The following is a 23071-nucleotide window of genomic DNA, read 5'->3' on the forward strand; positions in this document are numbered from 1 at the left end:
GAAGCGAGCTTTTTGCTTTTATACAAGATGGACATCAAGCAACCCGTACATAACTTCCGAGCCATTTCAAATGCGTCCCATACTTGTGCATGATCTCCTGCACCTGCGGGTCGTCCATATGTCCGAGGAATTCCACGAGGAACCATGCCCGGAAAGACGCCTCGCCGCGCAATGGACGGCTTTCGATTTTGGTAAGGTTAATGCCGCGGTCGTTGAAATCTTTCAAAAACTCGTACAACACCCCGGGCCGGTTGGTATTCGGCAGGTTGGCGATGATCGTAGTCTTATCGTCGGCGCTCTTCACATTGGTAAAATCTTTCGCCAGGATGAGGAAGCGGGTCTGATTCTGGTCGCTGTCTTCGATATTGTCGAAAAGAATAGGTACACCAAACAGCCGCGCCGAAATGGACGAGCATATTGCCGCTGCGTCGGACTCTTCGGAAGCGAGTTTGGCCGCTTTGGAAGTGGAATCGACCGGGATCAGCTCGATACCCATGCCTTCCAGATATTCATTGATAAACTTCCCGCATTGCCGGAATGCGATGTCTTTGGAATAAATCCTTTTAATGGATTTCAGGCTATCCGATTGCGACGCGAATGTAAAATGCACTTTTAAAAGCATTTCAGCCACTATCGAGAGGTTTTTCTCCCGCAGGAAATCCACTGTTTCTACAACTATCCCCTCTTGATTATTCTCGATAGGCACCACGCCGAACTTGGCACGCCCGGTTTCTACACTTTCAAAAACCGAATGGATCGTTGGCAACACAAGGTACTCGCTCATCGCCCCGAACCGGCCTTCTGCCGCCTGGTGCGTGAAACTTCCTTCCGGACCGAGGTAGGATACCCGCTCGGGTAATTCCAGATTACGGGAAACGGCAAAAATTTCAAAGAAAATGGCGTCAATCGCCTGGCGGGTGAGAAGCCCGTCGTTATGTTTTGCCAACCGGTCGAGGATTTGTTTTTCTCGTTCGGGGCGGTAGATGATCGATTGGGAGGACCGTTTCAGCTCGCCTACCTCTTTCACGAGCTGCATGCGCTCGTTCAAAATGCTCAGCAACTGGTCGTCGAGCCCATCGATCCTGTTTCTTAAATCCGTTAATTCCACAAAGACACTTTAAATAGTTGTTCAAACCGGGAGGTGCGTTTACACACTTGCATAAAGGACTTCCCGGCCCGATATTACTTGACCACGCCAAAGATAATGCACTGCCGGCCTAGCCTGCGAGCGCAAGCTCTTCAACATTCTTCTCTACTTTGAGATTATCAATGATAAAACGTTGTCTTTCAGGCGTATTCTTACCCATAAAATAACTCAGCAGCTTTTGGATAGACGTTTCTTTTTGCAATATCACCGGTTCCACACGCATATCCTCCCCGATAAACCTGCCGAATTCCTCCGGAGAAATCTCTCCCAAACCTTTGAAACGGGTGATTTCGGGCTTGTTACCTAGCTTCTCAATCGCGGCCTGTTTTTCTTCCTCGCTGTAACAATAAATCGTTTCCTTCTTGTTACGGACGCGGAACAACGGCGTTTCAAGCACAAACAAATGCCCGTTCCGAACCAGATCGGGAAAAAATTGCAGGAAAAACGTCATCAGCAGCAAACGAATGTGCATTCCGTCCACATCGGCATCGGTAGCGATGATAATGCGGTTGAAACGCAAGTTTTCCACACCGTTCTCCACGTCCAATGCATGTTGGAGCAGGTTGAATTCCTCATTTTCGTAAACGATCTTCTTGGTAAGCCCGAAAGAGTTCAATGGCTTGCCGCGTAAACTGAATACCGCCTGCGTCTGGATGTCGCGTGATTTGGTAATGGAGCCGCTCGCCGAGTCGCCTTCGGTAATGAACAATGTGGTTTCGTAGCGATTGTCACTCTTCAAATCGGTAAGGTGAACGCGGCAGTCGCGGAGTTTTTTGTTATGCAAATTGGCTTTTTTCGCGCGGTCGTTGGCGAGTTTCTTGATACCTGCCAGTTCCTTGCGTTCCCGCTCCGATTGCTCGATCCGCTTTTTCAATGCATCGCGTGCTTCGGGGTTCATATGCAGGAAGTTATCGAGCCTTTCCTTCACAAAATCGTTCACAAATGTCCTTACAGTCGTGCTGTTAGGGTCGGGCGTGATGGTGTTGGAACCGAGTTTTGTTTTGGTTTGAGATTCAAAAACCGGCTCCTGAACGCGGATTGCAATGGCGCCGATGATCGACGAGCGAATGTCTTCCGGCGCGTAGTCTTTATTGAAATGCTCACGCACGGCCTTCACAACTGCCTCCCTGAATGCAGCGAGATGGGTACCTCCTTGTGTCGTATACTGTCCATTAACAAAAGAATAGTATTCCTCACCATACTGGTTACCATGAGTCATCGCCAATTCAATGTCCTCGCCCTTCAAATGAATGATCGGATACCGCAAAGTTTCCGCATCGGATTTGCTTTTCAGAAGGTCCAACAGGCCGTTTTGCGAGAAGTATTTCTGCCCGTTGAAGTTAATCGTAAGCCCCGCATTCAGGTAGCAGTAGTTCCAGATCATATTATCCAGGTACTGCGGAATGTAGCGGAAGTTTTTGAAAATGGTACCATCCGGTTCAAACGCCACGTGCGTCCCGTTGCGCTGGCTGGTTGTGCCCTCCGTCGATTCACTCAGCAGCGCCCCCTGGTTGAACTCCGCACTTTTCGTCTTGCCATCGCGAAACGATTGTACCTTAAAATGGCTGGAAAGCGCATTTACCGCCTTGGTTCCGACGCCATTAAGCCCCACGGACTTCTGAAATGCACCCGAATCGTATTTCCCACCGGTATTAATCTTCGAAACGCAATCCACGACTTTGCCCAGCGGAATTCCACGGCCATAATCGCGCACTTCCACGCGGTGTTCGGATATTTTAATTTCAATCGTTTTACCGTTGCCCATCATGTGTTCGTCGATCGAATTATCGACCACCTCCTTCACGAGCACGTAGATTCCATCGTCCACCGACGAGCCGTCGCCGAGCTTCCCGATGTACATTCCGGGCCTCAGGCGGATGTGCTCTTTCCAGTCGAGCGACCGGATACTACTCTCGTCGTACTGAACATTTGTACTTTCCATATTTATAACTATTCTTTTAGGAGTATTGGCGCTTTTGGAAGCGGTATTTTAATATTTTGAATCTTTTGTCGTTACCCTGTTATAACTTTGCGGGGCTTCCCGGCAAGGGACCCCGATTAATAGAAATTCTTTAAAAATAGGAAAAATCTAATTTACTTTGCCATGATATACACTACCTCCTTATTACGTGTACTCGAATCCCAAATTCAAAAATACTAGTCTTATACATAGTTTTAATGAATTTCCAGACTTTCAATAGTACAATAATTCTTCTTATGAACAGATCCAGGTTGGCTAAAAGTTATAAATCTGTACTTCCCTATTTCCTGAGCTTAATCATTTCCCTACCCGCTTTTTCACAGGTTACTGCCCCAACAGCCCCTTCCGGAACCGCCCCGACGTCTACCGGCGCCCAGGGTACCCAGCAATCGGGTCCGCGAGGCAATGGCACAGGCACAACAGGCGGTAATTCACAATCCGGCCCCGGCGGTCAGCAAGGTACAGGCCAGGGCGGAAATCAGCAGGGAGGCAACCAGCAGTCGGGTAACCAGCAGCAGGGCAATGACGGCCAGGGTGGTGATAAAGGCAAAAATGCCGCTAACCAAAATGGTCAGAATGCCGAAGGCGGCGAGCAAAGCAAGATCAATACCAGCACCAGCACCACGCTATCGCCTGAGGAGCAAGCCAAGGAAGCATTTCGCCAGAAAATCTACGGCTATTCAATTTTCGCCGATAAAAAACTGGGGCTAATCCCTGATTTACAGATCGTTACACCAACAACATACGTAGTTGGCCCAGGTGACGAATTGAAGATCTACCTTTATAACTACGCGGAGAGCACTTACGAAACTATCGTCAACAAAGACGGTTTCATCAGCATTCCGCGCGTCGGCAACGTGATGGTGGCCGGTCGTACGATCGAAGAAATCAAGAAAATCCTGATCGATAAATTTGCCAAGTTTGTGCCGGGAATGATCGGTACAGGCGGCGAAGGAGCCCGTACCAAACTGATGGTAACGCTCGGAGAAGTGCGTTCCGTGAAAGTTTTTGTAACAGGTGAAGTGATCAACCCCGGAACCTATACGGTATCGTCGCTATCCTCCGCATTCAATGCATTATACCAGGCGGGCGGACCTAATGAAATTGGATCTTTCCGTGAAGTACGTGTCGTTCGCCAAGGCAAAGTAGTATCGAAACTAGACATTTACGACTACCTCGTGAACGGTAAAATCGACGGCGACATTCGTGTTCAGGAAAACGATAACATCGTGGTTGGCTACTACCTGAAACGTACCGAAATCGCTGGTATGGTGAAACGTCCGGGTATTTACGAACTCACACCGGAAGAAAAACTCGGCGATGTGCTCCATTATGCGGGCGGTTTCAGCGACAAAGCTTACCGTGCAAGATTGAAAGTACAACGCATTACTTCCAAAGAGCGCAAAATCCTGGATGTCCCTGAAACCCAATACGACTCATTTGAAATGGCTACCGGCGACTCCATTAACGTGGAAACGGTACTCGACCGCTTCGAAAACATTGTGACTGTTACGGGTGCGATAATGCGCCCCGGCGAATACTCGCTCGACAATAGCCCTACGCTCAAAGCATTGATCGAAAATGCACAGGGGATGCGTGAAGACGCGTTCGTCGGCCGCGTAAACGTACTCCGTACCCGCGAAGACCTGACCATCCAGACCATTCCGCTCAACTATACCGACGTGCTCAATGGTACCACGCCGGACCTCGTGCTGACACGCCTCGACGAAGTGATCGTGCCGTCCAAATTTGAAATGGCGGAAACGGCTTTTGTGAGCGTGGAAGGGGAAGTTAACAACCCGAAAGTCGGCGAGAATGAAGGTAAATTCCCATACACGACCGATATGACACTGGAAGACGTGCTGGTGCAGGCCGGTGGTTTGAAGGAATCAGCTTACACGTCAGAGGTTGAGGTAGTGAGAAGAAAAAGAAACTCGGTGGCCGGTGCTGCAAATGCGCAGATTTCGGAAGTATATAAATTCAACGTAAGCCGTGATCTGTCGCTGAATTCGAAAGCAACCAACTTCGTATTGTTCCCCTTCGACCAGGTAATCGTTCGTAAATCGCCCAATTACGTAGAGCAGCAGACTGTTTTCGTGGAAGGCGAGGTATTGGTGACGGGTCCGTATACGATCGTCAACAAAAACGACAAGATCAGCGACATTATCAAAAGAGCGGGTGGTCTGACAGAACTTGCCTATCCGGAAGGTGCGACGCTTTTGCGCCGTACGGTTGTGCAGAACCTCGATGAAGCTGTGGACTACGAGCAGGTTCAGCAGACAGAAAAGAGCATTAAACAGGGTACACTGACCGGCGACCTGCCGAACGTGAAAGAGGAAAAAATCGGTATCGTGCTGAAAAACATCCTGAAAAACCCTGGTTCGTTTGAAGATCTGGTCGTTCAGGAAGGTGATATTATCCGCATTCCGAAGCGTCTGGAAACTGTTCAGGTGACAGGCTCGGTGCTTTATCCTACTACTGTGAAATACGGCAAAGGCATGAACTTCTCCGATTACATTTCTCAATCAGGAGGTTTTACGGTGCAGTCGCTCAGAAAGAGCTCTTATATCAAATATCCTAACGGTAATATCGACCGCACCAGAAGATTCCTGTTTTTCAATGTGTACCCGAAAGTTCAGCCAGGCTCGGAAATTTTCGTTCCTACACGAACTGCTCCTGCGCTCAGTACGCAGCAAACTATTTCAACAGCAACAACCCTGTTGAGCTCAATCATGGGATTAATCGTAACAGTACTGGCATTCCGTTCACTTAACTAACTATGGCGACAACTACACAGCAAATCCCGGAAGACGAGTTATCTCCAAAGGAAGTCGTTGAGAAAATAATAGTAGTAAAGGATGCATTGCTCCGCAACTGGAAATGGCTTTTGCTCTTACCTGTTGTAGGTTTCGGTATCGGCTATGCCATGGATACTTACCAGAACAAGCCGCCAACCTATGACGCGAACGTAGTGTTTAACCTCGGTGCTGCCGGTGCAAGCTCCGGCCTTGGAGATGTTGCGGGACTTTTAGGTCTCGGCGCACAGCCGGACGCGAATATTTTCACGGGTGAAAACTTCTTCTATTTCGTAAAATCTCGCCCGGTTTTGGAGCGGAACCTGATGAAAGAGATCGAGATCAACGGAAAAAAACAGATCCTCGCAAACTTTTACATCGATTCAAGCGGTATCAAAACTTCCGACTGGGCAGATTATCCTGATTTGCAGAAGTTCCATTTTACGACAACGGATGTCAAGAAAATGGACCTCAATGCTCGCATTAATCTGAACGCCATTGTGAAGCGTACAGCGGAGGCAACGGAAATCGCTGCCCTGGACCGTAAGTCGTCCTTCACCCAGATTTCCACAAAGATGGAGAACGAACACCTGGCCGGGCTATGGGTAACCACCCTGCTGGAAACGGTGGAAGAAATGTACACGGAAAACCAAACCCAGAAAACGCGGAAAACACTGCGCCTGCTCCAACACCGCGCCGATTCACTCGCGGCGGTACTGGGCATTGCAGAGCATAAACTGGCCAAACAGCTCGATTACAGCGCGCAGATCATGATGCCGGAGGCGAAAGTATCGGCCAACAGCATGGAAAGAAAATCTTCCTTCCTGCAACAGCTGTACTACGAAGCCATGGCGAATGCCGAAAAAATGCGAATTTCCCTCGTAAAAGAAGCTCCTCTGTTTACGGAGATCGAAGGTATCAAAGTGCCTTTGGATGTGAAATATGAAGACAAGCGTAATGCTAAAATCGGCGCACTGGCAGGTTTGATGATCGCACTGATCTTTGTTTATTTCAGAACAGTGTTTTCTTCACCTACCACCACCACTACCGTGCGTAAGGAGGCAGTAACGGCGTAATCATGGCAACTCAACACTCTATTACAATCAAGGCCGGCGGGTCTGAAAAGGATTATTGGAAAGAGCTTTGGCTGAACAAGCAATTACTCTGGATACTTTCAAAAAGAGACCTGTCCGTCCGCTACAAACAAACGCTCCTTGGCGTTGCGTGGAGCGTATTGCGCCCGCTCATGACAATGTCCGTCATGGTGTTCGTTTATAGTTATGTAGCTAAACTGAAAGCAGATCCCGGCATTCCGTACCCATTGATGGTACTCGGCGGCCTCACGATCTGGACATTTTTTGCCAACACATTTACCCAGATCAGCAACAGTATCCTGATCAACCATAACCTGGTTTCGAAGGTTTATTTTCCGCGGCTGCTCATGCCGCTGAGCTCTGTGGCTGTTGGTTTTGTCGATTTTCTGATCACTTTCGGCATTTACCTGGTGGTTACGGTAATCTTCCAAACCCCCATCAGCTGGCAGATCGTTTTTCTTCCTTGCTTCATTTTCCTTACTTTTATCACATCGATGGGCTTCGGCCTGTTTTTTGCTGTGCTGAATGTACGCTTCCGGGACATCGGACAGTTGATTCCCTTCATGGTTCAGGTGGGCATGTACGTTTGCCCTGTGGCTTATCCCAGTAGCCTTGTGAAAGGCACCTGGTATGAGAAATACTATAACCTTAACCCGCTGGTAGGGATTATCGACGGTTTTCGCTGGTGCCTCCTGGGAAGCAAATCCTATTTCAACCCGCAGAGTTTGTATTCAACGGTTATTACATCATCGATCATTTTGGTTATTTCGCTGATCTATTTCCGCAAAAAAGAGAATACTTTCGTTGACCATATCTGAAATAACTACTCTTGGGCATGTCTGTAATTGTAGCTGAAAACATCAGCAAAAAATATATCATCGACCATCAGCGTAAAAACGGGTCGTCCGGCCTGCGTGACATTGTTTCCGATACGGTAGACAAGTTGTTCCGCAAGCAGGCAAAAAACGATTTCGCCGAAAAAGAGGAGTTCTGGGCGTTGCAGGATGTAAATTTTAGTATTGATAAAGGAGACCGCATTGGTATCGTAGGCCACAATGGCGCCGGCAAATCTACTTTGCTGAAAATCATGAGCCGCATTACCGAACCTACCACAGGCCAGATCAAAATCGACGGCCGCATTGCCAGCTTGCTGGAAGTAGGTACCGGCTTTCACCCCGAGTTGACAGGACGCGAGAACATTTTCCTTAACGGCGCTATTCTCGGTATGTCAAAAGGTGAAATACGTGAGTCATTCGACGCGATCGTTGATTTTGCCGGGGTTGAGAAATTTCTGGATACACCGGTTAAACGCTATTCATCGGGTATGTACGTACGCCTCGGTTTCGCAATTGCGGCGCACCTTAACCCGGAAATCCTGATTGTGGACGAGGTACTCGCCGTGGGTGACACCGAGTTTCAGAAGAAATGCCTCGGTAAAATGCGCGATGTGTCGGAAAGCGGCCGCACGCTGCTTTTCGTAAGCCATAACCTTACCGCCATTCAGGCACTTTGTAACAAGTCTTTTTATTTTGAGAAAGGCCGTTTGATAGATCAGGGCGACACTACGCACATTGTCACCAATTATCTCAGCAAGGTTTCACACAAATCGCTGGAAAAGCATTGGGACAATATCGAAGCAGCCCCCGGCAACGACCAGGTGCGCGTGAAGAGTTTCAAACTTTTCCCCGAATATCAGGACGACCTGAACCATATCGACGTGCGTACGCCGATCAACTTCCAGTTCGAGTTCTGGAACCTGGTGGAAGGCGCTTCTTTGAACCTGAGCATGCACCTGTACACATTCACGGGTGAATGTATTTTCAATGTAGGCACACCGGCGGAGAATTTCGGTAAAGGACTGGTGAGCGGCACGTGCGAAATCCCCGGCAACTTCCTGAACGACGGCTCGTACGTGGTATCGATGATGATCGTGAAGGACACCAGCACCGTGCTCTACAATATGGAGGAAGCCCTTGTTTTTGATATCGAGGATTACCGTGAAAATGTGACCTGGTATGGCAAATGGCCCGGATATATTCGCCCTCAACTCAATTTTTCCATTCGCCAATCTGAACACGTAGTGAATGATTAACGTCACTAAAACCTTTCTACCTGACCAGGAAGAATATCTGCAATATGTCCGTGGAATCTGGGAACGTGGTTATCTGACCAACAACGGCCCGCTTTTACAACAGCTCGAAGGACAACTTAAAGCATATCTGGATGTCGATCACCTCTACTTTTGCGGTAATGGAACGATCGTCCTGCAAATCGCGATCAAGGCGCTGGAACTGAAAGGCGAGATCATCACGACGCCCTTCTCCTACGTCGCTACTTCGAATGCGATTTTGTGGGAAAACTGCACGCCGGTTTTCGTGGATATCGACGCTGCCACATTCAATATCGATGCAGAATTGATCGAAGCGGCCATTACACCCGCCACATCGGCCATTCTCGCGACGCACGTGTACGGTAATCCTTGCGACATCGAGGCGATCGAGGCGATTGCAAAAAGACACAATCTGAAAGTCATTTACGACGCCGCACATGCATTCGGCGTTACTTATAAAGGAAAATCATTGCTTTCGTACGGTGATCTGAGCACTTGCAGCTTCCATGCCACGAAAGTTTTCCATACCATCGAAGGCGGTGCATTGATTTCCAACCATCCGGAGCTCGACCGCAAGCTGCATTTGCTGCGTGCATTCGGCCACCAGGGCGACGAACATTATGAGTTTGCCGGAATCAACGGAAAGAATTCCGAATTCCATGCGGCAATGGGCCTCGTAAACCTGCCGCAGGTACCGGCGATTATCCAGGCCCGCAAAGAAGTTTTTGACGCTTACGACAGCCTGCTCAACTGGGATATTTTATTTAAACCCACTTTGAGCACCGATATTGAATATAACTACGCTTATTACCCTGTCGTGTTCCCTTCGGAGGCCATCATGTTCAAGGTAATGGAGGCATTGAAAGTGGAAGAAATCATTCCAAGGAGATATTTTTACCCGTCGCTTAACACCCTTTCCTTCATGCCGAGGCAAATTGCATGTCCAGTTTCTGAGGATATCGCGGCAAGAGTGTTAAGTTTGCCATTATATGTAGGGCTTCCTTACGAAGATATCGAAAGGATTTCCCGCATTATCAACGGTCATCTATCACCATAATCGCATGGTCATTTTTTATTGGCTAAGTTTTTTCCTGTTTTTATACGGTATCAGCTTTGTTGCAAAAAAGATTGCTCAACCTTCGCTCACGGAGCTGCTCATTACCTTCTTCATTCTTTTTGTCGGTAGCATTATTCCTACCGGCTTTATTCTGTCGGCGCTCGACCTTACGGCGAACGTTTTCGCGTGGATCGGCGGCACTTTCCTAATTCTCGCATTACAATACCTGCTTTGGACACGACTTGTGCCGCAGCAGGCGCATTACACCATCCGCGGGCTCATTGCCAACCGGCTGAGCGCATTCCGGGTTTGGGGCAGGGAGCTATCCCTCTACCTGAAAGTCATTTTCGGGGCGATGTTCCTGACATTCGCGATTATCGGCATTACGAACCTGATACTCGTGCTCTTCACCCCTCCCAACGAGTGGGACAGCATGACAGGCCACTTGAACCGCGCCATCCGTTACATTCAGCGGGGTACCATGGAGCATTTCGGAGGTGCCAACTGGAATATGGACACCTATCCGAAGAGCCTCACCACAATCCACATTTATTCCTACCTGATCAGCGGGGACATTGAGAATGCATTCAAACTCATTCACCAGCTGGCCTATTATGTGACATTGGTTTCGGTATTCGGAATTGCCCAGAGAATCGGCAGAAACCTCTCGGCCAGCTTTTTCTGTGCTTTGGCGTACAGCGTGTTCCTGGATTTTCTTATGCAGGCCGTCACTACGGAAACCGACATTGTGCTGACGGCTTATCTCAGCTGTATCCTGTATTTCCTTTTCACATACTACACCAGCCGCGACAATCGCTACCTCTATCTCACAGGGATTGCATTTGCGATCGTTACGGGACATAAGGCCACGTTTGCATTGCTTATGCCTTCGGTGTTTGTGATCATGATTTATACGGTTTTCCTGGCACCGAGTTTTAAAGTATTTTTTGAAAGAACTTTAAGACTAGGCCTCGCGATTGCATTTTTTGCAGTGATATACACTATACCTACGGGCTATATCCGCAATATTCAGGTTTTCGGGCACCCGATCGGCCCTCCTACTGCACGGTACCACCAGTCATACGAGCGCGCGGGCGGCGCGGCTAACCTGTTCGAACAAGGCAGCCGGAATGTGATCCGATATACGTACGACTTCTGCAATCTCGACGGCATCCGGAATGCGCAATGGGGTTATGATTTGAACACCGCAATCCGGAAACCATTGGTAATACTCGAAGATAAGCTGCGGATGCGCCTCGACGAAGAGCAGGACTTTACCATTGTTCCGTTCTCTTTCCAGCGCGGATTCTATTATTATAATGCAAATCCTTACTGGGGCGTGTTCGGCTTTGCACTGATCCTGCCGCTGATGTTGCTGGTGCTGATCCGTGTTTTCAGATCGCGCGTGCACTTTTTCCTTGTCATCGCATTCTGCCTCAACCTTGCGGCTATCTCCTATTCGGCGGCTTACGATCCATTCAAAGGTCGGTATTTCATGGAAGCGGGGCTTTTCGGCGTGCTTTTCCTACTGTTGCTTTTCTCGCACCACCGGCTATCGATCATCAAGCCGCGCAGAAATGTTTGGAAAGGATACATTATGGTAGTAGTGGGACTTGCCTGCATTTCGGGCATTATGGCTGTTTACCTAAACATCCGCTGCCTCCCGTTTGCATCTTACGGCATGGAATCCGCATTGACGATGGACCGCATTCCTTACCAGACTTTCGCAAGACCTGATATTACAAAAGCATACGTCCGTTTCGATTCCATTGTGCCCGAAAATGCTACCGTGGCCCTCGCGACTGTGAACAGTGACTTCGAGTACCCGCTTTACGGCAAGGACCTGACCCGCAAACTGATTTCCATTAACCCGTTCGAAGAGGGCCTGCGCCCGATCCCGAAAGATGCGGACTATCTTTTCTATGCGCGCAAAGTCGTGAATGACACAAGCAAGATCCGTGCATTGCCTACCGACATCCGGCTCGGCTCCGACACCACTTTATACCGCCGCATGTTCCTGAGCGAGCGGGGAGAAGATTATTATCTGAGAAAACTCAAATAGCCCAAGCCATGACTATTGCTATCATGCAGCCGTATATTTTTCCATATATCGGCTATTTCCAGTTGATCAATGCCGTGGACAAGTTCATTATTTACGATGATGTGAACTTCATCAACAAGGGCTGGATCAACCGGAACAACCTTTTGGTAGGTGGAAAAGCACACTTGTTTACCCTCCCGCTGAAAGACGCCAGCCAGAATAAACTGATCCTTGAAGTGGAATTGGCCAGGCATGAGCAGTGGCAGAAAAAGTTATTAAAAACCATCCAGCAATCATATCAGAAAGCTCCCGGTTATCAAAAGGTTTTTGAACTCTTAGAAGAAATCGTAAATTTAGAAGTTGATTCAATCAACGAGCTATGTATATACGCATTGAAAAAAACTTGTGCGTACATGGGCATAGGCACGGAGATTGTTCCCTCTTCAACGATATATAATAATAAACACCTGAAAGGACAGGACCGGATTCTGGACATCTGTAAACAGGAACAAGCAACCCACTACATCAATCCGATTGGCGGAGTGGAATTGTACGACAAAGGGAAATTTGAAAACGAGGGAATAAGACTGGACTTCATAAAAAGTATATCTAGCCCGTATCCCCAATTTAAAAATGCTTTCGTACCTTGGTTGTCTGTTATAGACGTTCTGATGTTTAACGATCCCAACGATATCAGGAAACAATTAGAGGCATACGAACTGATTTAGTAATGGCGAAGATTATCGTTTTTGGAGTACTCGACACAGCAGAACTAGCGCACTATTATTTGACCCATGACTCTGAGCATGAGGTCGTTGCATTCACCGTCAATCGCCAATACATCGAACACGACAAATTTCACGGCCTGCCCGTGGTAGCGTTCGAAGATGTGGAGAACCTCTTCCCGCCTTCGGAATACAAGTTCTTTGCGCCTATGACGGGCCGCAATATGAACCGTAACCGCGAGGCGATTTACAACCACGCCAAGGCGAAAGGCTACCAGTTCATTTCCTATATCAGTTCCCGTGCGACGCTTTTCGATAACCAGATCGGCGAGAACTGCTTTATCCTGGAAGACAATACGATCCAGCCGTTCACGACCATCGGGAACAATGTAGTGCTCTGGAGCGGCAACCATATCGGCCACCACGGCCAGATCAAAGACCACGTTTTCTTTACTTCGCATGTGGTGCTTTCGGGGCATTGTGTGGTAGAATCGTACTCATTCTTCGGCGTGAACAGCACCATCCGCGATTACATGACCATCGCACAGGGTACGCTCGTTGGAATGGCGTCGGCCATTATGAAAGAGACCGAAGAATGGGGTGTGTACGTAGGAAACCCTGCGAAAAAAGTACCCGGAAAGATGAGCTACGAAGCTTATTGAGTCGATCCGGTGACGAAAGTTTGAGCTAGCTAATATCGGTAATGGAGCAGAAGAAAATACTTTTTGTAAGTCATGATGCTAACAGGGCAGGAAGTCAGTTGCTGCTGCTGCAGTTATTGCGGCTATTGAAAGAACGCGGCGTTCCGATGCACCTGCTGCTCTGTAACGGAGGGGACCTGGAAGCGGAGTTTGAAGAAGTTGTGGGCGTTACACGGCTGAATCAGACCAAAAAGATTACTACTCCACCATTTACCGGCAAAATCCTTCGCAAGACCAATCTGCTGAAAATGTATGAAGAGCGTTCGCATCAAAAGGGTAACGAGCGCGTGCTTGCAGAACTGGAACAGCAGAATATCGGCCTGATCTTCATCAACTCCATTGCCAATGCCGAGGTTTATTTCAATTTCCTGAAACCATTCCACCATTTACCGCTCGTGCTGTTTGTGCATGAACTAGCGATGTCGGTAAAAATTTATACACACGAAAAATACCTCGATTTCCTGCTGAAAAAGACCGGCCACCTGATCGCCGTTTCGAATGCCGTCGCGGACTTTTATGTAAGGAAATATGATTTCCCGGCCGGTAACGTCAGCACATTCACGCTCATCGACCACGAGCACATCGACCAGCGTTTGCTTTCGGTGCAGCACGATATTCTTGAAAAAACCTATAAAATCCCCCAAGACGCCATTGTGATCGGCGGCTGCGGGAATGCCGAATGGCGCAAGGGTAACGACATATTCAATTGGATTGCCAGTCGGGTAATCCGTAAAACACAGCCGCTGCCCGTTTACTTCGTGTGGGTAGGCGCGGGCCCGCAGCATGAGATATTCGAGCTGATCGAAAACGATATCCGGCTTATGGGTTTAGGTGAAAAAATCATCCTCATTCCGCCGACGCCGCGGGCACTGGACTATATCAACCGTTTCGACGTACTGCTACTGAGTTCCCGCGAGGACCCTTACCCATTGGTGGTAATGGAAGCCGCATTGCAGGAAATTCCCGTGGTATGTTTTGAAGGAGCGGGCGGCGCGCCGGAACTCATCGAGGGCGATGCCGGGTTTGTAGTTCCGTATATGGATATTTCGGCGGCATCGGATGCGATCATCCAACTTATCCTCGACCCGTCGCTGCGGAACTCGTTCGGGCAGAATGCACGTAAAAAAGTATTGGAAAGGCATAACACAGACAAAAGCGTAGCGAGCGTCGAAGCCATTATTCAGAAGTATTTACCTTTGCAGGTTTCGGAACAGCACAATCAATGACCATTGCCTTTACAATTTGCTCCATCAATTACCTCGCGCAAGCCCGGACATTAGGAGACTCGCTCAAAGCGACCAACCCGGATGTCCGGTTTTTCATTGGCCTGGTGGACACGCTCCAAGGGGTTGCATTTGAAGATTCGTACGCACCCGCCTATCCGATGATCGAGATCGATAAGATCGAAATCAGGGATTTTCAGGAAATGTGCGCGCGCTACAATATCACCGAGCTGAACACGGCGGTAAAGCCTTTTTATTTTACCTATTTTTTCAAACATTATCCCGAAGCGAAAAACGTCATCTATTTCGATCCGGATATCATTGTCTTTCAGCCGTTAACAGAACTTAAAAATTCGCTGGCGAAGCACAATGCCGTGCTTACCCCGCATATCAACACGCCGATCAACGACCAACTGACGCCCAACGAGCTGCATCACCTCAATACCGGCGTTTACAACCTGGGCTTTGTTGCATTCAGCCGATCGGAAGAGAATGACCGGTTTATCGCATGGTGGGAAGAAAAATTGCGCTATGAATGCCTGATCGACCTTTGTAACGGGCTTTTCGTAGATCAAAACTGGATGAATTTCCTACCGGTCTTTGTCCCTAATACTTACATCGAGCGCAGCCCGGGATATAATGCGGCTTACTGGAACCTGCATGAGCGCCAATTCACGCAACGCGACGGACATTGGTATGTGAATGAAGAGAAGCCATTGATTTTCTTCCATTACAGCGGTTACGACCCGGCTAAGCCTGAGATTCTGTCCAAATACCAGGACCGTTTCGAGCTCAGCGCCCGCCCCGACCTGACGGAGCTTTTTGCATTATACAAAAACAGCCTCATCAACAACGGGAATGCGTATTACCGCAAATTCCAGTGCGCGTACATCAAGCCTGCACCTGTGCGCCGGTACCTGCGTGTGAGGAAGTATCTCAAAATGCCTTTCAACTACCTGATCGGCAAGCTGGAAACGATCTGATGAAAGAGCTGGTTACGGTTATCATTCCTATTCTCGAAACTCAAATCAATCCCACCGAGGAAAAGCTGCTGCATCACGCGCTGGAAATCCTTTCGGGTTACGCGATTATTTTTGTCGCGGGCGAAGGGGCCGACCTTTCGGTGGTGCGGGAGCATGCGGAGCATATCGACGTCGTGCATTTCCCGAAGCGTTATTTTGAATCCCGGCAGCATTTGGCGCAGCTCTTGTTAATGCCCGATTTCTATGATCGCTTCAATTGGTGCGACTTTTTGCTGATCCATGAGCTCAACAGCTGGGTCGTTAAAGACGAGCTGCATTACTGGTGCAAGCAGGGATATGATTATCTGCAAGCGGCCCCTGCACTTACCGGTCCTAATGCCTCACCGGGCATCTTGAAACGCATTTCAGGGCTCTCGGGCGAGGAAAAACAATTATACGGGCAGGGTTATGCCGGCAACGGGCTGTACCTTTGCCGCATCGAACGGATGACCGCCACTTTGAAAAGCAAAAGAAGCGTCGCCCATCAATACCGCCACAATGCAAGCCTGGTCAACGCCGATGCCTTGTTCTGGGAGCTTGAAGCGAACCGCTTCCTGCCGCATTTGCGAAAGCCAACCGACATTGTACGCAGCCATTTTGCGCAATTGGGTGTCGAATACCAGGGTAATACAACATTGCCTTTTGCCTTAACGGGCATTTCGCGGGACAATATCCACGAAATACCCTACTTTAAAAATTTGCCTGAAACGGAATAATCGTTCATGAATATTATATACACAGTTTGTAACCGAACCAACCTGGCGCATGCACTGGCTCTGGCGGATTCTGTGTTACAACACCAGCCGGACGATGTTTTTTACATCGGACTGGTTGATTCCCTCCCTACTGACAAGCTCCCAGAACGCGTGAAGCTGATTCCGGTCTCGGAGCTGGCAATACCTGATTTTAACGGGATGGCCGCCGATTACTATGATTTCGAGCTGCTGCCTGCCGCGCGTCCGTGGTTTGCATTGGGTTTATTGCAAAAACATCCGGAGTGCGTACGGCTGACGTTTCTGAGCCCGACTGTCATACTAAAAAAGTCCTTCGACAGCCTGCTGGATCCAGATTCGGAAATGTTTTTAACACCGAATATTTCAGCTCCATTAAAACAATCACCGATCCTGGACGATAAGCGCATTCTGAATGCGGGCATGTTCCATTCGGGAAGTTGGACGTTGCGGCCTTCGGAGAAGACGACCGCTGCGCTGGAATGGTGGGCAAAACGAACAATCGACCGCGCGCATTTCGACCTTTGCAATGGCATGAATACCGACCAGCTCTGGCTGAATTACATGCCTGTATGGATTCCTGCATTAAAGACCTTGCACAATCCAGGCTGGCATTATGGTTTGAATGCAGTTTTGAACAAAAACCTCACAGCAAACGGCAACGATTACAAAGTGGACGGCCAGCCCCTGATCTCGCTTGACTTCGCCGGGCTCGGGCATTTCGATCCGATCTGGTCGGACCATGCGGCATTAGTTACGGAAAACAAGGTTTTTCAGGCATTGTTTATGGAGTACCAGCGCATTGTGATCAGGAAGAAACAAGAACTGGAATTCAGCGGCGAGCCTGCATTCGGGAAGTATGCCGATATCCTGCCCAACCGGCTTATGCGAAAAGGCATTGCCGCCAAATTGAAAGAATTGACCACCTATATCGATCAGTTTTAACCAGCGAAACAGGATTCCATGCATTTTTTAGAACAAACCACACAGGACCTGCGGAACTTCGTATCGGCATTGAAACCGGCTAATATCGCCGGTAATATCCAAAAATACCCGAAACTGACGGTCATTACACCTTCCTACAATCAGGCTGCTTTCCTGGAAAGAACTATTCTGAGCGTGCTTAACCAGGGTTACCCGAACCTCGAATACATTATTGTAGACGGCGGCTCAAACGACGGCAGCGTGGAGGTGATTAAAAAATATGAAAAGTACATTTCCTGGTGGGTTTCCGAAAAAGACCGCGGGCAGGTGCATGCGATCAACAAGGCTTTGGAACGGGCTACGGGCGAGTATATCAGCTTCCAAAATTCGGACGATGTATATTTTCCCGGCACTTTCGCGCGTTTTGGAGAAGCAGCTTTGAAATACCCGGTCGATATTCTTTACGGCGACCTGTACATGATCACCACCGACGACGAAGTGACCGAAATACTCAAAACAACTTCCTACGACTTCGATTGCCAGATCCTGGAAGGGATGCAGATCCATAACCAGTCGCTGTTTTTCAAGCGCTCGCTTGTGGAGAAGTACGGGATGTTCGACGAATCGTTCCGTTTTGCATTCGATTACGACTTCATTACACGGTACACATCCCACAAATCGACGACCACCAAAAAGATTGACGGCCTCGGGGGCGCGTTACGCGTTCACGCGGAGGCGAAGTCGTCGACCATCGCCACGACCATCGGCCGGGAGGAGCACGCGAGGGTACAAAAATTGTACATTTCAACGATCGGTTCCCCGGGACTCAACAAAATGAAGTATCTTTGGTGCCGTGTCCGAAAAATCGCCTATTTCGTTCTGCGATTAGATATTCAGTACATCAGATTCAGGCTTTCCAGATGAATTGGAGCTTATTTAATGTAGCCAATAATTTTAACTATCTCCGGTATTCGGTGGGCATCGCGATGATGTTCAACGGGTTTCCGCTGATATTTTTTATTCGTGATACACTCGGTATAGGGCCTGCGAGCAGTGTTTTTACGGCCATGTTCTTTTCACTGGCCCTGTTGCTGATGGTCCCGCCTACGCTTTTCAAGAAACTTTACAAGCCAAATACGATCCTGATCAACCTCGGGGCAGGATTTCTGCTGCTGACGCTCTGGTATTTCTTCTTTATGAACCACCAGGGTAAACCGATCGCCGATATCGGTAACTTCGTATTCACTTTTGGTTTCCTGGCATTGCTGTTACACGTACCTAACGACGTGAAAGACACGCTGATACAGGTACTTTTCCTGTTTTCATTTTTTACCAACATTACCCTCGTTTACTCGATCCTTACCGACCCGAACTGGACGCCAGGAATGCGGGCCGCGGTAAGCTTTGCCAATGAAGGTGCCCAGCCGGGTGGTAATCCGCACATTACGGCGCGCAACGGGATCATAACGATGTTATCGGCTTTGGTGCTGCTCGGCAACACCAAACACCTGATTACCAGGCTTTTTCTATTTTTTTCGGTCTTGTTCGGATTGGGAGTAGTGGTGATTTCACTCGCTAAATCCAGTTATCTCGGTCTGGGAATTGCATTCGGTGCCTATTTCCTGCTCCACTTCAAGTTTTCAGATATTACGTCGGCTATCGGGAATGCATTCAAATTCCGGAATATGGTTTTTATCATACTGATACTTCTGGCAATCAACTATTTTCTCTCCCGATACGGTAATGTCCTCAACATGCTCCTCGGTTACTGGGACATCTTCCAGGACCGGATCATGAACGTGATCTTTACCTCCACGGGGGTGAGGCTGTCGGAAGAAGCCGATGTCGACTACTCTGCAATGGGGCGTGTGAGTGGCTTCGGCGAATTTTTAGAAACAATATATTCGTGGGACATTTTCCTCGGTAGAGGCTACAAGAATGACTATCTCGACGTTCCGCTGCTGGAATCATGGGTGAACCATGGCATTTTCGGGTTTGTATTCTTTGCCAGCTTCAACTTCTTCCTCTTCCTGTATGTAATACGCGAAGTACGCCGCCATACCAACCCGCTGACTACGTTTCTGGCCTATTTCTTCCTGTCGATGATGGTACTGCTCTTCACAGGAGGCCGACCCTACGATATCGCCTTCTGGTTCCCGTATTCGGTCATGATCCGCTTCCTGGGTATCAAATACCTGGATGCGATTCCGAGATTCAGGAAGATTACCCGGCCCGAACCACAACCCGTAAGCACCGTAACCACCTGATACGCTCCCCCGAGCCGTGGGACCTTCATCAAAGGGTCTCAGCATTCCACACATGAAGAACAGAGTTGAACAACTGGATGGGTTAAGGGGCATTTTTGCCGTCCTGGTCATTGCCCACCACCATAATGCATTCAAGGAGTCGATTCTTTACAACAACTTTTTCGTCATAAACGCGAGCCTGTTTGTCGATTTCTTCTTCGTGCTGAGCGGCTTCGTGATCGCATTCAACTACGTCGACCGCATTCATACCACGGGTGATTTCCTGACATTTCTCAAAAAACGATTCATACGGCTCTACCCGTTGCTGTTTTATACGGAAGTCGTTTTCGTGGCCGCCAACCTGCTCGGCGAACACAGCACATTTAAAAACGTCGGTGGAATGGGTTTGGACTACTATTTCTACACTTCCCTCGACGCACTCACATTCATGGGTTCCAGCACGGTTTTCGGAGGATGGATCAGCAATAATTATCCCTCGTGGTCTATTTCCGCCGAAATGATCTCCTATGTCGTATTCGGGCTGGTGGTATTAATGTTGCCGAGGTTCAAATATGCTGCATTCATGCTCATCGGGCTGCTGTCGGGCATTTTTATCTATTCGAGGGGTGAATACCTGCTGGCATACGACTACGGCTACGTGCGCGGGCTTTTGTGCTTCTCGCTGGGCATATTCACCCAAAGGTTATTACGGCAAAAAACATTTGAGCTTTCCGCATTCGAAATCCCGTTTCTGCTTTTCCTGGTAGCAGCCATGTATTTCGTCCACCATTGGGAGCTGAACCTCTGGAAACTCGTTTTCCCGTTCATCTTCTCGGTGGGAATCGTCATTTTCGCCAGTTCTACCGGCGTTGTGACGCAAATGCTGAACAGTAAGCCATTTCAATATCTGGGTAAAATATCCTACTCGATTTACCTGAACCACGCCATCGTGCTGATATTCGTCAATATCGTTTTATTCAGGTTTCTCAAATCGCCCGAAAACGAAGTCATGTTCGGCATTTCGCTGCTCAGCTCGATAGGGCTTACCATTCTTTACTCGCATTTCACTTACGAATTTGTGGAAAAGCGTGTAGGTAAATTCCTGAGGGACAATTGGGGTTAATGGCATGATCTTTACCCTGGTTTTTCTGTCGGCCCAGAGTAAACCTTTCGCGGTCCGGATGGGTTATCATTACAGACAAAACATTGCAGTCATGGCAACATTCTCAGAATTGATCAACAGCGATAAACCGGTTTTGGTAGACTTCTCCGCCGAATGGTGCGGGCCTTGTAAAATGATGAAACCGATCCTTGAAAAGGTAAAGGCTGATCTGGGCGATTCTGCGACGATCATTAAGGTCGATGTGGATAAAAACCAGTCGGCAGCGCAGGCGTACCGCATTCAGGGCGTTCCTACGCTGATCGTTTTCAAAAACGGCAAGCCGCTCTGGCGCCAGTCGGGCGTGGTACAGGCCGACCAGCTCAAATCCGTTATCCAACAATACATTTAATATCCCTTTGCCTCAATGCGCAATACCCGCAATTTCGATACCATTGAAAATAAAGATTTTAGCATTGAGCCACTGCTGGAAAGCAGCTACGAACAGGTAAGGTTTGTGCAGTGCAACTTCACAGACCTTGCCGGTATCGACTTCATCGACTGCGTTTTTCAGGAATGTAACCTGAGCAATGCCTCGGTTAAAAATTGTAAAATTTCCGATACCGAATTCATCCATTGCAAACTCACGGGCGTCAACTTCTCGGAAAGTAAGGATTTTGCATTCGCGGCTGTGTTCGAAAACTGCATTCTCGATTACGCGATATTTGAACGCAAAAAGCTGAACAAAAGCGTTTTCAGCAATTGTAAAATCCATAATGCAGATTTTACCCAAACCGATCTGTCGAAATGCAAGGTGCATAATTGCGACTTCTGGGACGCGGTTTTCGATGGCACCAATCTCACCGGCGTCGATTTTTCGACCAGCAAAAACTTCACGATCGACCCAACGGCGAACAATATCCGCAAAGCCAAATTCCTTTCGTCGGACCTGGCGGGGTTACTCACCAAATTTGACATAATTATCAAATAGTGCTTTGAACGGCTCCGCGTTTTTCGTTTCTTGGCCGCTTCTAAACCAAGCCTTTGATTATGTCCACCCAGTTCTTTGCAGAGAGAGTTTTTACAGGAAAAGAAGTACTGTTCAACCAGATTATCGCCGTCGAAAACGGACGCATTCAAAGCGTCGAAAGCGGTACGCCGAAGACAGGCATGCCGCAAGTGACCAACCTCGCACCAGGGCTTTTCGACAGCCATATCAACGGCGGCGAGCAATTTTACTTCACCGAGCGCGCCGATGAGGAGACCATCGACGACATTTACCAGGCGAGCGTGCGCACCGGCACCGCTTATGTGCTCCCTACCCTGATAACGTCCCCGCACGACAACATTCTGAAAGGCATCGAGGCCACCCGCAGCTACATGGATAAAAATCCGGGTTCGGGCGTGCTGGGAATGCATTTGGAAGGGCCATTTTTGAATCCGATCAAACGAGGTGCGCATTTGACGGCATTTGTCCGCAAACCGACTAATCCGGAGCTCGAAGAGATCATTCGCTACGGCAAGGACGTCATCCGCCTGATCACCATCGCGCCCGAAATGTTCACCGAAGATCAGTTGCAAATGCTGCTCGAATCGGGCATTACCGTGTCGGCAGGGCATTCCAATGCGACCTATGCGGAAGCTATGACGGCATTTGACCAGGGCATTCAGCTCGTAACGCATTTGTACAATGCGATGTCGGCATTCGGCCACCGCGCGCCGGGGCTGGTAGGCGCTACTTTCGATACCGAATCGGTTTACGCGCCCGTTATCATCGACGGCACGCATTGCGATTTCGGTGCAGCCAGCGTGGCTTATAAGATTAAGAAGGACAAGCTGTTCCTGATTTCGGATGCGTTATTTTTAGGTCAAAAAGTAACCCAGTTCAAATGGGGAGAATTTGATGCTTATTTAAAGGATGGAAAATACATTAACTCGGATGGCAACCTCGCGGGCGCCACGATTTCGCTCGGCGACGCGGTACGTAATGCGGTGGAAATCATTGGAATACCCGTACAGGAAGCGATTGAAATGGCAACTATCCGACCGGCAACTGCATTAGGTTTGCAAGACAAGATCGGAAGCATTGCCCCAGGTTACCCGGCGGTTTTCACCAAATTCGACGACAATCTGGAAACATTCGAAGTACTTGAATTCCAAAACAATACGCTTTAA

20 protein-coding genes are annotated in these 23071 nt (G+C 48.6%); 18 read left to right on the forward strand and 2 right to left on the reverse strand.

The annotated features are described in order from the left end of the window. Positions 1 to 34 precede the first annotated feature (34 nt). Complete coding sequence (gene pheA, locus BLQ88_RS30790) at positions 35 to 1108, reverse strand: prephenate dehydratase (RefSeq protein WP_090156865.1); 1074 nt, start codon at positions 1106 to 1108, stop codon at positions 35 to 37. Positions 1109 to 1217: 109 nt separating this feature from the next. Further along, a complete protein-coding gene (locus BLQ88_RS30795; protein WP_090156866.1) occupies positions 1218 to 3089 on the reverse strand; it encodes a DNA topoisomerase IV subunit B in 1872 nt (623 codons plus the stop codon). 275 nt (positions 3090 to 3364) lie between these two features. Between BLQ88_RS30795 and BLQ88_RS30800 the strand changes: the two genes are divergently transcribed. The 18 genes from BLQ88_RS30800 to nagA all read left to right on the forward strand — a co-directional run bounded on the left by BLQ88_RS30800 (position 3365) and on the right by nagA (position 23071). Further along, positions 3365 to 5905 carry an SLBB domain-containing protein gene (locus tag BLQ88_RS30800; RefSeq protein ID WP_090156867.1) on the forward strand — a complete coding sequence of 847 codons (2541 nt, stop codon included), beginning with the start codon at positions 3365 to 3367 and terminating at the stop codon, positions 5903 to 5905. A gap of 2 nt (positions 5906 to 5907) precedes the next feature. Further along, positions 5908 to 6999: a hypothetical protein gene (locus BLQ88_RS30805; protein ID WP_090156868.1), complete on the forward strand. Its 1092-nt coding sequence runs from the start codon at positions 5908 to 5910 to the stop codon at positions 6997 to 6999. A 2-nt stretch (positions 7000 to 7001) separates the two neighbouring features. Beyond that, a complete protein-coding gene (locus BLQ88_RS30810; protein ID WP_090156869.1) occupies positions 7002 to 7835 on the forward strand; it encodes an ABC transporter permease in 834 nt (277 codons plus the stop codon). Between the two features lie 17 nt (positions 7836 to 7852). Then, positions 7853 to 9109, forward strand: a complete 1257-nt coding sequence (locus tag BLQ88_RS30815) for an ABC transporter ATP-binding protein (RefSeq protein WP_090156870.1) — start codon at positions 7853 to 7855, stop codon at positions 9107 to 9109. Then, entirely contained in the window at positions 9102 to 10184 is a 1083-nt protein-coding gene (locus tag BLQ88_RS30820; RefSeq protein ID WP_090156871.1) for a DegT/DnrJ/EryC1/StrS family aminotransferase, read from the forward strand. The genes BLQ88_RS30815 and BLQ88_RS30820 overlap by 8 nt, the downstream gene beginning before the upstream one ends. 4 nt (positions 10185 to 10188) lie before the next feature. Further along, entirely contained in the window at positions 10189 to 12246 is a 2058-nt protein-coding gene (locus tag BLQ88_RS30825; protein ID WP_090156872.1) for an ArnT family glycosyltransferase, read from the forward strand. Between the two features lie 8 nt (positions 12247 to 12254). After that, a complete protein-coding gene (locus BLQ88_RS30830) occupies positions 12255 to 12953 on the forward strand; it encodes a WbqC family protein (protein ID WP_090156873.1) in 699 nt (232 codons plus the stop codon). 2 nt (positions 12954 to 12955) lie between these two features. Beyond that, complete coding sequence (locus tag BLQ88_RS30835; RefSeq protein ID WP_090156874.1) at positions 12956 to 13612, forward strand: acetyltransferase; 657 nt, start codon at positions 12956 to 12958, stop codon at positions 13610 to 13612. Between the two features lie 41 nt (positions 13613 to 13653). After that, positions 13654 to 14877, forward strand: a complete 1224-nt coding sequence (locus tag BLQ88_RS30840) for a glycosyltransferase family 4 protein (RefSeq protein WP_090156875.1) — start codon at positions 13654 to 13656, stop codon at positions 14875 to 14877. Beyond that, positions 14874 to 15857: a glycosyltransferase family protein gene (locus BLQ88_RS30845; protein ID WP_090156876.1), complete on the forward strand. Its 984-nt coding sequence runs from the start codon at positions 14874 to 14876 to the stop codon at positions 15855 to 15857. Before BLQ88_RS30840 ends, BLQ88_RS30845 begins: the two co-directional genes overlap by 4 nt. Then, positions 15857 to 16612, forward strand: coding sequence for a DUF5672 family protein (locus BLQ88_RS30850; protein ID WP_090156877.1), 756 nt, complete (start codon positions 15857 to 15859; stop codon positions 16610 to 16612). The genes BLQ88_RS30845 and BLQ88_RS30850 overlap by 1 nt, the downstream gene beginning before the upstream one ends. A 6-nt stretch (positions 16613 to 16618) precedes the next feature. After that, positions 16619 to 17572 (forward strand): hypothetical protein, encoded by a 954-nt coding sequence (locus BLQ88_RS30855; protein WP_090156878.1) that lies wholly within the window; start codon positions 16619 to 16621, stop codon positions 17570 to 17572. 18 nt (positions 17573 to 17590) lie between these two features. Beyond that, on the forward strand, positions 17591 to 18475 hold the full coding sequence (locus BLQ88_RS30860) for a glycosyltransferase family 2 protein (RefSeq protein WP_090156879.1): 885 nt from the start codon (positions 17591 to 17593) through the stop codon (positions 18473 to 18475). Continuing rightward, the gene (locus tag BLQ88_RS30865) at positions 18472 to 19818 is read left to right on the forward strand and encodes a hypothetical protein (protein ID WP_090156880.1); all 1347 of its coding nucleotides are present in this window, start codon (positions 18472 to 18474) and stop codon (positions 19816 to 19818) included. The genes BLQ88_RS30860 and BLQ88_RS30865 overlap by 4 nt, the downstream gene beginning before the upstream one ends. Before the next feature lie 52 nt (positions 19819 to 19870). After that, positions 19871 to 20920 carry an acyltransferase family protein gene (locus BLQ88_RS30870; protein WP_090156881.1) on the forward strand — a complete coding sequence of 350 codons (1050 nt, stop codon included), beginning with the start codon at positions 19871 to 19873 and terminating at the stop codon, positions 20918 to 20920. 91 nt (positions 20921 to 21011) lie between these two features. After that, positions 21012 to 21308: a thioredoxin gene (gene trxA / locus BLQ88_RS30875; protein ID WP_041736444.1), complete on the forward strand. Its 297-nt coding sequence runs from the start codon at positions 21012 to 21014 to the stop codon at positions 21306 to 21308. Between the two features lie 15 nt (positions 21309 to 21323). Beyond that, complete coding sequence (locus tag BLQ88_RS30880; protein WP_090156882.1) at positions 21324 to 21887, forward strand: pentapeptide repeat-containing protein; 564 nt, start codon at positions 21324 to 21326, stop codon at positions 21885 to 21887. A 59-nt stretch (positions 21888 to 21946) separates the two neighbouring features. After that, positions 21947 to 23071, forward strand: a complete 1125-nt coding sequence (gene nagA, locus BLQ88_RS30885; protein WP_090156883.1) for an N-acetylglucosamine-6-phosphate deacetylase — start codon at positions 21947 to 21949, stop codon at positions 23069 to 23071.

It is taken from the genome of Dyadobacter soli (assembly GCF_900101885.1).
Lineage (GTDB): Bacteria > Bacteroidota > Bacteroidia > Cytophagales > Spirosomataceae > Dyadobacter > Dyadobacter soli.